General features: G+C 61.6%; 10 protein-coding genes. 5 read left to right on the top strand and 5 right to left on the bottom strand.

Annotation, left to right across the window (positions count from 1 at the left end):
• Position 1 precedes the first annotated feature (1 nt).
• Entirely contained in the window at positions 2-601 is a 600-nt protein-coding gene (gene yjgA / locus O3297_RS18210; RefSeq protein WP_305049359.1) for a ribosome biogenesis factor YjgA, read from the bottom strand.
• Between the two features lie 92 nt (positions 602-693).
• Between yjgA and pmbA the strand changes: the two genes are divergently transcribed.
• The 3 genes from pmbA to O3297_RS18195 all read left to right on the top strand — a co-directional run bounded on the left by pmbA (position 694) and on the right by O3297_RS18195 (position 6028).
• Complete coding sequence (gene pmbA, locus O3297_RS18205; RefSeq protein WP_305049358.1) at positions 694-2046, top strand: metalloprotease PmbA; 1353 nt, start codon at positions 694-696, stop codon at positions 2044-2046.
• A gap of 245 nt (positions 2047-2291) precedes the next feature.
• Positions 2292-4703, top strand: a complete 2412-nt coding sequence (locus O3297_RS18200; protein WP_305049357.1) for a TonB-dependent siderophore receptor — start codon at positions 2292-2294, stop codon at positions 4701-4703.
• An 11-nt stretch (positions 4704-4714) separates the two neighbouring features.
• Complete coding sequence (locus O3297_RS18195; RefSeq protein WP_305049356.1) at positions 4715-6028, top strand: aminotransferase class V-fold PLP-dependent enzyme; 1314 nt, start codon at positions 4715-4717, stop codon at positions 6026-6028.
• A gap of 43 nt (positions 6029-6071) precedes the next feature.
• Here the strand turns inward: O3297_RS18195 and O3297_RS18190 are convergent, their stop codons facing one another.
• The 3 genes from O3297_RS18190 to O3297_RS18180 form a co-directional block, all read right to left on the bottom strand.
• Positions 6072-7181, bottom strand: a complete 1110-nt coding sequence (locus tag O3297_RS18190) for a cytochrome-c peroxidase (RefSeq protein WP_305049355.1) — start codon at positions 7179-7181, stop codon at positions 6072-6074.
• Between the two features lie 223 nt (positions 7182-7404).
• The gene (locus tag O3297_RS18185; protein ID WP_305049354.1) at positions 7405-9102 is read right to left on the bottom strand and encodes a methyl-accepting chemotaxis protein; all 1698 of its coding nucleotides are present in this window, start codon (positions 9100-9102) and stop codon (positions 7405-7407) included.
• A 366-nt stretch (positions 9103-9468) separates the two neighbouring features.
• On the bottom strand, positions 9469-10593 hold the full coding sequence (locus O3297_RS18180) for a M14-type cytosolic carboxypeptidase (protein ID WP_034780413.1): 1125 nt from the start codon (positions 10591-10593) through the stop codon (positions 9469-9471).
• A 141-nt stretch (positions 10594-10734) separates the two neighbouring features.
• Between O3297_RS18180 and O3297_RS18175 the strand changes: the two genes are divergently transcribed.
• Positions 10735-10989 (top strand): hypothetical protein, encoded by a 255-nt coding sequence (locus tag O3297_RS18175; RefSeq protein WP_176376543.1) that lies wholly within the window; start codon positions 10735-10737, stop codon positions 10987-10989.
• A 111-nt stretch (positions 10990-11100) separates the two neighbouring features.
• Here O3297_RS18175 and paaX read toward each other — a convergent pair whose 3' ends face one another.
• On the bottom strand, positions 11101-12030 hold the full coding sequence (gene paaX / locus O3297_RS18170) for a phenylacetic acid degradation operon negative regulatory protein PaaX (protein WP_034780406.1): 930 nt from the start codon (positions 12028-12030) through the stop codon (positions 11101-11103).
• A 267-nt stretch (positions 12031-12297) separates the two neighbouring features.
• Here paaX and paaA point away from each other — a divergent pair, with 267 nt between their 5' ends.
• On the top strand, positions 12298-13287 hold the full coding sequence (gene paaA / locus O3297_RS18165) for a 1,2-phenylacetyl-CoA epoxidase subunit PaaA (protein WP_305049353.1): 990 nt from the start codon (positions 12298-12300) through the stop codon (positions 13285-13287).
• Position 13288 lies beyond the last annotated feature (1 nt).

The following is a 13288-nucleotide window of genomic DNA, read 5'->3' as shown; positions in this document are numbered from 1 at the left end:
TTTATTCGTCTTCTTCTTGCTCAACGTCATCTTTATCGGCATCTTTCTTGCCGCTGTTGTTCTTCTTGGCGATCTCTTTCAAGATCTGGAAGATTTCACGGTAAGCTTTTGGTGGCTTGTTCTCGGCCTGCTCCTTGCGGGCATTGCGGATCAGGGTGCGCAGGTGCTGCACGTCCAGTTCCGGGTTTTCCGACAGCAAGACGGTCAATGCCTTGTCATCCGTCAAGAGTTTGTCGCGGCGGCGCTCCATCGCGTGCATATTGGCCGTGTCGGCTTTCGACAAGCCTTTCCAGCTATCGATGGTGCGTTGGATGGCGGCAACTTCTTCCTCATCCAGGGTACGCATCTTCTTGCCCACGTATTGCAGCTGGCGGCGGCGGCCTTCGTGGTCCTTGATTTGCTGGCATTCGAGAATGGCGTCGCGCACGTCTTCCGGCATCGGGACGCGCTTGACGCGGTCACGTGCCTCATTGACGAGTTCTTCGCCCAGCTTTTGCAGGACGGTCATCTGGCGCTTGAGTTCCGACTTCGAAGGACGTTCATATTCCTGTTCGAATTCGGTCGATTGGAAGCCGCAAGCTCCCCGGTTTGGATTTGGCATGATAAGGCGGGATTGGCCGCGTAGGCCGCACCTGTAAACTGTAAACGACTGCTATGATAACCTTTTTAGCGGCTTTCCGAAGAAAACAGCGCATGAACGACTCCGTATTTACCCATAGTCAAGAGCAATTGCAGCAACTAGCCCGTGATGTGTTGTCTTTTGCGCGGGAAGCGGGCGGCACCGACGCTGCCGTCGAAGTCAGCGAAGGCGGTGGCCTGTCCGTTTCTGTCCGAAAAGGCAAGATCGAAACGATCGAGCAAAACAAGGACAAGGGCATGGGCGTGACCGTGTTTGTGGGCAAGAAGCGCGGCAATGCCAGCACCTCCGATTTCTCGCCGTCCGCCCTGCGCGCCACGGTGGACGCCGCCTACAACATCGCCCGCTTCACGGCCGAGGACGATTGCGCGGGACTGGCCGACGCCGACATGCTGGAAATGGCGCCCCGCGATTTGCAACTGTTCTATCCCTGGCTCATTTCCGCCGAGGAAGCCGTCGTGCTGGCCCAGCGGGCCGAAGCGGCCGCGTTTGCCGTCGATCCGCGCATCACGAACAGCGAAGGCGCGGGTGTGCACGTGCAGCAATCGCACTTTGTGTCCGCCAATTCGCGCGGCTTCATCGGCGGCTACCCGTTTTCGCGCCACACCCTGTCCGTGGCGCCCATCGCCGGCAAGGGCGCCAAGATGCAGCGCGACGACTGGTATTCGTCCGTGCGCGACGCCTCCAAAATGTCGAGCCCGGAAGCCATCGGTCGCTACGCCGCCGAGCGCTCCCTGTCGCGCCTGAACGCGCGCAAGCTGGGCACGCGCACCTGTCCCTTGCTGTTCGAGGCGCCGCTGGCGGCCGGTTTGCTCGGTACCTACGTGCAAGCGACCTCGGGCGGCGCCCTGTACCGCAAGTCCACTTTCCTGAACGATTCCCTGGGCACGCAAGTGCTGCCGTCGCACGTGCAGATCTTCGAAGACCCGCACGTGATCGGCGGCGTCGGTTCGGCTCCGTTCGACGAGGAGGGCGTGAAAACCGTCAGCCGCGACGTCGTCAAGGATGGCGTGGTGCAAGGCTATTTCCTGTCGACTTACACGGCCCGCAAGCTGGGAATGCAGACGACGGGGAACGCGGGCGGCTCGCACAATCTGTACCTGACCTCGAAGCAGACGGCCGCCAGCGACGATTTTAGTGCCATGCTGAGAAAGCTGGGCACGGGCTTGCTGGTGACGGAACTGATGGGACAAGGAACCAATTACGTGACGGGCGACTATTCGCGCGGCGCCTCCGGTTTCTGGGTGGAAAACGGCGTGATCCAGTATCCGGTGGAAGAAATCACCATCGCCGGCAACATGAAGGACATGCTGCGCAACATCGTGGCCGTGGGCGCGGACGCCTTGCGCCGCGGCACCAAGGAGACGGGTTCCATCCTCATCGAGAGCATGGTGGTGGCGGGCGGTTAAGTGCCGTGACTGCTTTCTGCAAAGGCGCCGCTGGCGCCTTTTTTCATGGGCGTGTGGTTTTTTGCACGGGCAACCCATCGTCATACGGATGAAATATTGCCTTCGTATGATGTCGCCATCTGACGTTATCTGCGCTATTTAGATGCTTTTAATGTAAGTAAGCCGAACTTCGTGATATTTCATGCAAGATGCGAGTCTTGCCGTGACGCGTTGTTGTTGATTCAACCTGCATAGTGACCCTCTCCATGACCTACTCCCGTACCCGCATCGCCCGCGCGGTGGCCCTGTTGTGTGCCATGAACGCCCTGTTCGCCCATCCGGCCCAAGCCCATGGCGCCGCGCCCGCTGCGCCAGCTTCCGCCAGCGACGCCAGTGACACCCCGCAAGCCGTCATCGTCACGGGCACGCGCGGCAGCAACCGCACGCAGTTCGACACCATGGCGCCCGTGGATGTGTTCAACCGCGAAGATATCGGCGCCGTTGAATCGTCGGACTTGAACGATGTGCTGGCGCAACTTGTGCCTTCATATGTGGTGCAGCGTCTGCCGATGGCTGACGGGCAAGTGTTTGTGCGTCCCGCCACCCTGCGCGGCCTGTCGCCGGACCAGACCCTGGTGCTGGTCAATGGCAAGCGTTTCCACCGTAGCGCCTTGCTCGGCGCGCGCGGCGCGCAGGCGCCGGACCTGGCGCAGATTCCCGTCTCCGCCATCAAGCGCATCGAGGTGCTGCGCGACGGCGCCTCTGCCCAGTACGGCTCCGACGCGATTGCCGGCGTGATCAACATCATTCTCGACGATACGCTCGGCACGGAGGTCTCCGTGCATCATTCGCAATATTCGGAAGGCGACGGCAAGGGCAATGAAGTGAACCTGAAGACGGGCTTTGCCTTTGGCGAGACGGGCAAGGCGACGATTTTCGGCGCGCTGGCCAAGTCCGACCCCACGTCGCGCACGCGCCAGCGGGCCGACGCTATCGCTTTCCAGAATGCGCATCCGGAACTGAAGGTGCCGAATCCCGTGCAGCGCTGGGGCCAGCCTGAACTCGACAGCAAGCGCATCGGCTTCAACGCCAGCATGGCCCTGTCCGACACGACGGAACTGTACGGTTTTGGCCTGTTCAGCCGCAGTGACGGCACCTCGGATTTCAACTGGCGCAACCCGGACACGAGCACAGGCGCGTATAAAACCAGCAGCCTGTTCCCTGGCTGGGACTTGCGCAGCATCTATCCGCTGGGCTTCAGCCCCAGCTATTCGAACGAGCAGGATGATGTACAGGTGGTGGCCGGCGTGCGCGGCCATTTCAACGACCGCTTCGGCTGGGACGTGAGCGCTTCCTGGGGGCGCAACCGCATCGATTACAACCTGGCCAATTCCATCAACGCCTCGATGGGGCCGGGCAGCCCGACATCGTTTTACCTGGGCCAATTGTCGCAGGTGGAAAAGATTCTCAACGCCAACTTCAACTATGAATTGCCCGTAGCGTCCCTGCCGCAACCGGTCAACATCGCCTTCGGCGCGGAGGCGCGCAATGAAACCTATGGCGTGAAGGCGGGCGACGTGGCATCCTGGACGGTGGGGCCGGGCGCGGCCATCGGCCTCGACGCGAATGCGAATGGCGCGCCAGGCTTCAGCGACCGCCAGGCCGGCAGCTGGGGCCAGGACAGCTATGCGGCCTACCTGGACGTGGAGGTGCCCGTCACGAAGGCCCTGAGCCTGGGGGGCGCGGCCCGCTATGAACATTTCTCGGAATTCGGCAGCACCGTCAACGGCAAGTTGTCGGCCCGCTATGCCTTGAGCGAAGACATGGCCTTGCGCGGTTCCTACTCGACGGGTTTCCGTGCGCCAACGCCGGGCCAGTCGAACACCAACAGCACGAACCAGGGTCTCGACACCAAGACCCTGTTGCTGTTTACCAGCGGCCGCCTGGCCAACAACGATCCGCTGGCCATCCTGCTGGGCGCCAAGGCATTGAAGCCGGAAAAATCGAAGAATTTGTCGCTGGGCTTTACGTGGAAGACGCCGGCGGGCTTCTCCGGTTCCGTCGACGTGTATGACATCAAGGTCAGCGACCGCTTCAGCACGTCCGCCGCGTTTGCCGTGCCGGCCGGCGTGGCCAATCCGCTGCGCTATACCTCGGTCAGCTACTTCACGAATGACTTCGACACCACCACGCGCGGCATCGATATCGTCGGCAGCCACCTGAGCCGTATCGGCGACGGCAAGCTGACCCTGACCCTGGCCTACAACTACAACACGACGAAAGTCGACGACGGCAAGTCCAGCCTGGTGACGAATGCGGCCCAGCGCCAGGTCTTCGAGGAGCGCTTGCCGCGCCAGAAAGCCACCATCAGCGGCAACTATGACCTGGGCAACTGGAATACCCTGGCCCGCGTGCGCTATTACGGCGCGTGGACGGACAATTCCGGCAATGCCACGGGCGATATCTTCCAGCGTTTTGGCGCCATGCAATTCCTCGACCTGGCGGCCAGCTACAAGATCAGCGACAAGCAGTCCGTGCGCGTGGGTATCGATAACGTGCTGGACAAGTATCCTGACGAAGCAACCTTCCAGGCCAGCCGCGGTCTGATCTATTCGCGCAATGCGCCGTACGACACGGACGGGCGTAACCTGTACGTCGAGTACAAAGTGAAATTCTAAGGGAGATGACGATGAATCCACAACGCCGCGCCCTGTTGCGCGCCGGTTCGCTGGCGGCAGCGCTGCCCATGGCGGCGGGCGCAGGATCGGCTGCGGCAGCATCTGCCGCCCTGCCTCCGTCCTTGCCATCGGTGCCGGCCGGCACCACGCCGGAAGTCCTGGCCAGCAACCAGGCTTACTGGCAGGCCGTGGCCGCGCAGTACGACACGACCGATGCCATCGTGCAACTCGACAATGCTTTCTGGGGTTCGATGGCCAGGCCCGTGCTGCGCCACTATGAGCAGCAGCTGGCCATGGTCAACCGCGACAACGCCTGGTATGCGCGCATGCGCTTTCCGGCCGACTTCGAGGCGGCGCGCGCGGCGGCGGCCAGGGCGCTGGGCGTGGGCATCGATGAAATCGTGCTGACGCGCGGTGCGACGGAAGCGCTGCAAGTCCTGATCGCCGGCTATAACCGCTTGCGTCCCGGCGATACGGTGCTGTACGCGGACATCGATTACGACAATATGATCACCGTCACGCGCTGGCTGCAGCAGCGGCGCGGCGCCCAGGTCGTGTCGATTGCCATGCCGGAACCGTTTACGCATGATGGCGTCATCGCCGCCTATGTTGCTGCCATGGAACGGCATTCGACCTTGAAACTGATGCTGCTCACGCACGTCAATCACCGCAACGGCATGGTCTTGCCCGTGGCCGAGATCAGTCGCCTGGCACGCGCACGGGGCATCGACGTGATCGTCGATACGGCGCACGGCTTCGGCCAGCTGGACATGACGATTCCTGACCTGCAGGCGGATTTTGCCGGCATCAACCTGCATAAATGGATAGGCGCGCCTGTTGGCGTGGGTGCTGCGTATATCAAGCGGGGCAGGGTGGTTGATATCGACGCATATATGGGAGAAAAGACGGGCGACGATATCCGCACGCGCGTGCACACGGGCACGGTCAATTTCGCTGCCTATCTGAGTTTGCCGGTGGCGCTGGACTTGCATGCGCAGATCGGCGTGGCCAACAAGCAGGCGCGGCTGCGACTGCTGCGCAACCGCTGGGTGGAAGCGGCGCGCGCCATCGAAGGCATCGAGGTGCTGGCGTCAGCCGATCCGCGCCTGACGAGCGCCATCGCTTCGTTCCGCCTGAAGGGCAAGACGAGCGTGGCCGACAGCTATGCGCTGTCGAAAAAGCTGGTACAGGAACACGGCATCTTTGCCGTGCCGCGCGACGGTCTGGCCAGTGGCGCGTGCGTGCGCGTTACGCCGGGCATCTTTACGCCCGAGTCGCATCTGGACCGGCTGGTGGAAGCCTTGCGCAAGGTGGCGCGCGGGTAGTTGCCAGGGGTGGGGGCGTTCCCGCGCTGGAACGCCCCACGCTTTACTGCTGGACCTGATAGCCATCCGTCAGGGTGGCCAGAAACTTCACCATGTCCTCGATCTCGCCCGCGGTCAGCGCGGGCGCCATGCCGCGCTTGCGGTCGAACGGCGCCTCGCTGACGTTCACGTTGGCGCGGTATCTGGTGGGTACGTCATTGAATTTCTGCACTTTCCCCCGCTTGTCGCGCGGATACCATTCTTGCGGATGCGTATCGCGCCGCACATAAAAACGCAGCGCATCCGTCAAGTTGTCGAAGACGCCGTTATGAAAGAATACCTGGCGCGTGGCCACATTGCGCAGGCTGGGCACCTTGAAGGCGCCGCATAAGTCTCTTTTCGTCGCCAGGTCCGTGCGGTCGGGGCCGCACAAACCCAGGTCGAAATAGGTGGGGTCGGCCGTGGCGGGGATGCGCGTATTGCGCGGCACGCCCAGATTGTCGAAACTGAAGTCCGTAAACAAGGGGGGCGCGCCGTGTTCTCCCCGCACGCTGGGGTGGCAGGCGGCGCAATTGCCCTTGCGTTCATCGTTGAACAGGGCCAGGCCACGCAATTCCGCCAGTTCCAGGGGAACCTTGTTGGCCAGGTAGAGGTCATATTTGGAATCGTAGCGGTGGAAGTCCGGCTCCTCCTGCTGGAATTGCTGTAAGGCATAGGTGATGCGCTTGAATGCCTGTTGTGGTTGAGCAAAGATGGCGTCGCCAAAGACGTGCTGGAATGCTTCCGCGTAACTGCCGTTGCGCAGCCGTTCCACCACTTCATCCGTGCTGGCATTGGCCATTTCGTGCGCCGCCAGGAACGGCCGTTCCGCCTGTTCCGCCAGGCTGGCGGCTCGGCCGTCCCAGTTGATGCCGCCGTTGGGCGCGCCTTCCTCATCAAAGCGGAAGGGCGGCGTGTGTTCCAGGTAGCGCAGCGATGGCGTGGCGCGGTAGCCGGGCGCCTGGCCATCGGCGCCGCCCAGTTGCACGGCCAGCTTGTTGCCGGGCGCATAGGCGTGGGCCGGGTCGTGGCAGCTGGCGCACGACTGCTTGCCCGAGGCGGACAGGCTTGCATCGTGGAAGATGCTCCGCCCCAGCTGTGCGGCAGGGCTGAGTTCGGCCGTCGTGCCTGGCATGACGTGCAAGCCAAGAAACAAGAATATGCACACGTGTGCAAGTCGGGTCGGTGAAAATCGCGCCTCAGCGCGTGGCTGGTCTTTGATGGTCATATGCAGGGTAGTGATCGGCAAGTGGAGGGACGGGCAATGCTGCGCCCAGTATAGGCAGCAATGGCCGATGTGGCAACGATTAGCGATGCTGCGCTGCGCCATGGCGGCGCGGCGCTCCGGCCGCAGTCGATCAGTACTGTTCCCATTCTGTTTCCGCCACTGCGGCGGGGACGGCGTGCTTGCGGCTGGCGGGCGCGCTGGCGACGAGACGGGGCTTGTCCACCCTGGCGACAGTGGCGCGTGGCGCGGGACGCGAAGCCGGCACGACGGGCGGCAGCGCTTGCGTGCCGTCGAGCTTGAACACGCTGACGGCCTCGGCCAGGATGCCCGCTTGATCCTGCAGCGCTTCGGACGCGGCGGCCGCCTCTTCCACGAGGGCCGCATTTTGCTGTGTCACGGCATCCATTTCCGTGATGGCCTGGTTGATCTGCTCGATGCCCGCCTCCTGCTCGTTGCTGGCGGACGTGATCTCGGCCATGATGTCGGTTACGCGCCGTACGCTACTGACGATCTCTTCCATGGTGCTGCCAGCCTGGTTCACCAGGGTGCTGCCGAGATTGACCTGGTGCACGGAATCGTCGATGAGGATCTTGATTTCCTTGGCGGCCGAGGCGGAGCGGTGGGCCAGGTTGCGCACTTCCGTGGCGACGACGGCAAAGCCCCGTCCCTGTTCGCCCGCCCTGGCCGCTTCCACGGCCGCATTCAGGGCCAGGATATTGGTCTGGAACGCAATGCCGTCGATGACGCCGATGATGTCGACGATTTTCTTCGACGAGGCATTGATGGAATCCATGGTGGTGATCACTTCCGCCACCACTTGCCCGCCCTTGCTGGCCACGCTGGAAGCCGATTGCGCCATCTGGTTGGCCTGGCGTGCGTTCTCGCCGTTCTGCTTGACGGTCGACGTCAGTTCCTCCATCGACGACGCCGTTTCTTCCAGCGAGCTGGCTTGCTGTTCCGTGCGTGACGACAGGTCCATATTGCCGGAGGCGATTTCACGCGAGCCGTGGGCGATGGCATCCGTGCCATGGCGTACGCGGGCCACGATGCCTTGCAGATTGTCGTTCATCTCCTTCAGGGCGCGCAGCAACTGGCCCGTTTCATCGTCGCCGCGCGCGTCGATGCTGCCCGACAGGTCACCGGCCGCCACCCGTTGCGCCACCTTGACGGCTTCGGCTATGGGGCGGCTGATGGAGCGGCTGATCAGCACGGCCAGCGCGATGGCGATGATGGCCGCGGCGACGGACAGCGACAGCGTCAGCATGATGGCCTGGCGCCCGTCGGCGAGGGCTTGCTTGCCTTCGGCGGCCATCAGCGATTCCTGGAAGCCGGCCATGGCTGCCAGTGCCGTCAAGAATTTTTCCTGCGGATAGCGCAACTGCGTCAGCAGGAAGATGCCAGCCGTTTCCGCTTTACCTTCTTGCAACAGCTTGATATTCGCATCGCGCGTCCTGGCATAGCTTTCGCGGCTGGTCGTCACGGCCTGAAACAATTCCTGGCCCTTGGGCGTGTTGACCAGGGTTTTCAGACGCGCCAGCAGTTCCACGTTCTTTTTGGCCGACGCCTGAATCTTGGCCACGGAACTGCTGACTTCGTCGGTATCGTTGGCACCGATGATGGCGTTGCTCAAAAGGCGGGCCTGGATATTGATTTCGGACTGGATCGTATTGGACAGCATGACCTTGACATAGCGGTCGTCGAGGATTTTTTCCGTCGAGGCATTGATGTTGCGGATGCGGCTGATGGAAACAAATGCCACCATGGCAAGCAGGACAATGATCAAGCCGAAACTGAAGGCCAGGCGTGTGCTGATTTTAAGCTTAGACATAGGGAATTCATCCTCGGCGAAAAGCGGAAAGCGTGCGCTTGGCATCGTCCTGCGGACTAGCGGCGTCCGTGCATGACGATGTTGATGCGGTCAGTGTGCGTTACAGAAAGCGTATTCGGCAGGGATAGGGCCGTGGATGGGTATTTCCGGTGGCCGGGAAGTCATGGCGACCCGCCCGGCGGCGTATTGTTGGGGGGCCGCGCGGCGTGGCACGGTCCGATTCTGTTGTTCAGTGTAGGACGATAATTTCTGGCAGGCAAGAAGTTCGGAAAGAAAACAAGCCGGCCAGCAACGCTTGCCGTGCAGCCAAAAAAAAGCCCCGGCGAGCGGGGCATGGGGTCAAGCAGGCCGCTTCGGCCCTGGTGCTCAGGCGCGCAAGGTCGCCAGGATCGGTTGCAATACGGCAGCACCCAAGGCGGCGCTGCGGGCGCCGCTCCAGCCCGTTTGCGGATCGGGATCGTTGGCGTTGTCCTTGAACGGCAGTTCCAGGGTCAGCGACAGGCAGCCGAAGGCGTGGGTGATATGGGGCGAACCCATGGTCAGCACTTCCGGCGTGAACGGGCCGTCTTCATAGCCGTGTTCATCCTGGAAGTCGGGGCTGGCCACCTTGAAGTCGGCGATGAAGCGGTCTTGCTCGGCCTTTTGTGCCGGCGTGAAATTTTCCAGCGCATCGCTGCCAGCTACGAAGACGTAAGGCAAGCCTTCGTCGCCATGCACGTCGAGGAACAGGTCGCAGCCGATTTCATGCATTTTTTGTTTCACCAGGAACACTTCCGGGCTGCGTTCCATGGTCGGCGTCATCCATTCGCGGTTCAGGTTGGCGCCGGCCGCGTTGGTGCGCAGGTTGCCGTGCACGGAACCGTCCGGGTTCATGTTCGGCACCACATAGAAGACGGCGTCCTGCAGGCACTGGCGGGCAAACGGATTGGCCTGGTCCAGCAAGGCTTCGAGCATGCCTTCGACAAACCATTCGGCCATCGTTTCACCGGGATGCTGGCGCGCGATGACCCAGACTTTCTTCTCTGCATCGGCGTCGCCGACCACCAGCAGGTTCATGTCGCGGCCTTCCACGGTGCTGCCCAGGTCGATCAAGCGCACCAGCGGCGACGCTTGCGCGCTGTCGATCAGGGCCAGGTGGCGGTCCCATGGATATGGCTCGAAGTAGGCGTAGTACACGCTTTCTTCCTCGGGCGTGTGTTCGATAGTCATCACGGTGCCATCAAAGCTGGTGGGCACGCGGAACCAGGTTTCGCGGTCGTAGCTGGCCACGGCCTGGTAATCTTTCCAGCCGTCCGGATAGGCCGATTTGCCGGCATTCATGAAGCGGATCGTGCAGGCCTCGCCTTGCGCGCCTTGCAGGCGGAAGTAAAACCACTGCGTGATGTCGGCGTGGGAATCCTTGCGGATGTTCAGCTCGATGGATTGGGCATCGTCGGCGCGCAGCACCTCGATCGCGCCGGCGTCGAATTGCTGGCTGATTTTAATGGTCATGAGTGTTCCTGATAAAAACGTATGGGTTTTGCATCGTGTGCAATGGCGCGATGATACCTGTTTTGCGGTGGTCTTTGTGCTGGCGCAAACGACGACGGACGCGCTTTGCTAACGTGATAGCTCCAATACGGGGAGAGCATCATGGATGACAACGGCAAACACATACGCGAACTGGAAAAGAAAGTCAGCGCCCTCAGCGATGCCCTGGCGCACCTGGGCAAGGGTACGACCTTGCAGGAATTGCTGCGCATCATACGTTTCCCCGGCTATACCACGCCGGCCGAATTCACCTTCAATGCTGCCATCCTCGACACCATGCTGGTGCAGGCCAATGCGCTGGAAAAGCTGGGGCAGGATTTGCTGGCGGGGGCCAAGCAGGTCGTCGCCAAGCAGTGAACGCAGTAGTGAGCAAATCCTGAACGCCTGAAAAATATTCAGGGCAAGGCGCAGGGCCGCAGGCAGTACGAACGTACGCCCAGGCCCTGCAACGCCGCCATGGACGTTTTGTCAGGTGTTCAGTCCGCCGAAACGTTCAAAAAACCATGGCTCGACAGATGCCGCCTGCTCATCCTCGCGCCGCAGGGTGGCCAGGATATGTTCCTCTGCCGCCGCGTAGGTAAGGCGGTAGAGGTCGCGCGCCAGCGCATAGGCTTGCGTGCCGGGCCACGGCTCGGGCAGCAGTTCGACGGGCAATTGCGGGTCGTGCAACTGCACACGGCGGTAGGCGTGCGTCAGCAGTGAGCGGATGACGAACGCTTGCTCGGCATCGAACACGGGCGCTTCTTGCAGCAGGGTCAGCAGCGGCTGGAAGCTGGCGATGAATTTTTCGTAGCCAGCCATCACTTCCGACAAGTCCCAGCAGTCGCCCACCATGTCGCGCAGGGGGCGCGTGCTGACGCCCGGCAACTCTGTTGTGTGGCAAACATACAGCTTGCCCTGCACCTCATTGCGCACGAGAATATCTTCCAATGCCTCCGTATTGCTGGCCGGATGGCCAAAGATACCCGGTGAAATCAGGCCATAGCCGGCCCATAATAATTCCTTGCGCAGCGCCCCCCGCTCGGCAGCGCCGATGCTGCCGGCCGGCCCGATCACCAGGGTCCAGCTGCCATCCCAGTGCACGACCAGCGGTGCATAAATGCGGCGATAGGCGCGTTCGAAGCGGGCCAGCGCCTCCGGGCGTATCGTATAGGCGCTGCGGCGGCCATCGCGCTGCGAGCTGAGCCAGCCTTCCTGCGCCAGGCGGAACACGCTGGTACGCAATAAACGGTCGTTGACGCCGAATGGCGCCAGCAGTTCGATCAGGCTGCCCAGCCAGATGGCGCCGCCGCGCGGCACGATGGCGTCGCCAAAGATGGTCATCACCAGGGACTTCGAGCGCGGTGGGTCGCTTTCCAGGAAATCGGCTATCCATGCCGTGCAGCGGGTGTTCTTCATGTGGTTCCGGTCTGGCCGTGTTGCGGTCGAATCAATAAAAGCAGCAGTTTACTTGGCTGCGCGGGTAGCGCGGCAATAATTTGCCGGAAGCGCTGGTGGCGCTCTGTAGTGTTTTCTCATCAGCAATATCATACGCACAAAAAAGCTGCACAAGATACGAATTTTTAAAATGATTCATATCAAGTGTATGCAAATCGTTTTTTGTATCGTATTATCTGTTCATCGCACCGCGTTGCTGCGCAAAATCAAAGACATGGGAGACAGATCATGTACGCACAAATGGTTGAAACCGGCCTCAAGAACGTCCGTTCCCTCGACGACATGGGCCAGGAAGAGCGCGCTTTCCAGGCACGCATCGACGAAGGCATCAAGATCGAGGCCAAGGACTGGATGCCGGACGCCTACCGCAAGACCCTGATCCGCCAGATTTCGCAGCACGCGCACTCGGAAATCGTCGGCCAATTGCCCGAAGGTAACTGGGTCACGCGCGCGCCGACCCTGAAACGCAAGTCCATCCTGCTGGCCAAGATCCAGGACGAAGCGGGCCACGGCCTGTACCTGTACAGCGCCGCGGAAACCCTGGGCGTGTCGCGCGACGACTTGCTGGCCGCCTTGCACTCGGGCAAAGCCAAGTATTCCAGCATCTTTAATTATCCGACCCTGTCGTGGGCCGACATGGGCGCCATCGGCTGGCTGGTCGACGGTTCCGCCATCATCAACCAGATTCCCCTGTGCCGCTGCTCGTATGGACCGTATGCGCGCGCCATGATCCGCGTCTGCAAGGAAGAATCGTTCCATGCGCGCCAGGGCTACGACATCATGATGTCGCTGTGCAAGGGTACGCCGGCGCAGAAAGCCATGGCGCAGGATGCGCTGAACCGCTGGTGGTGGCCATCACTGATGATGTTCGGCCCGTCCGACGCCGCCTCCGTCAACAGCGCCCAATCGGCGCAATGGCGCATCAAGCTGTTCTCGAACGATGAATTGCGCCAGCGCATGGTCGACCAGACCGTGCCGCAAATCGAATACCTGGGCCTGACCGTGCCCGATCCCGACCTGAAATTCAATGCGGAAACGGGCCACTATGAATTCGGCGAGATCGACTGGTCCGAGTTCAACAATGTCCTGAAGGGCAATGGCCCATGCAACCGCGAACGCCTGCAAACGCGCGTGAAAGCGTATGAAGACGGTGCATGGTTCCGCGATGCCTTGGTCGCGTATGCAGACAAGCAAGCTGCTGACAAAGCGGCAGCGTAAA

The organism is Janthinobacterium sp. SUN128 (genome assembly GCF_030587275.1).
GTDB classification, from domain to species: Bacteria; Pseudomonadota; Gammaproteobacteria; order Burkholderiales; family Burkholderiaceae_D; genus Janthinobacterium; species Janthinobacterium lividum.
This window is presented reverse-complemented; position numbering and strand designations above follow the sequence as displayed.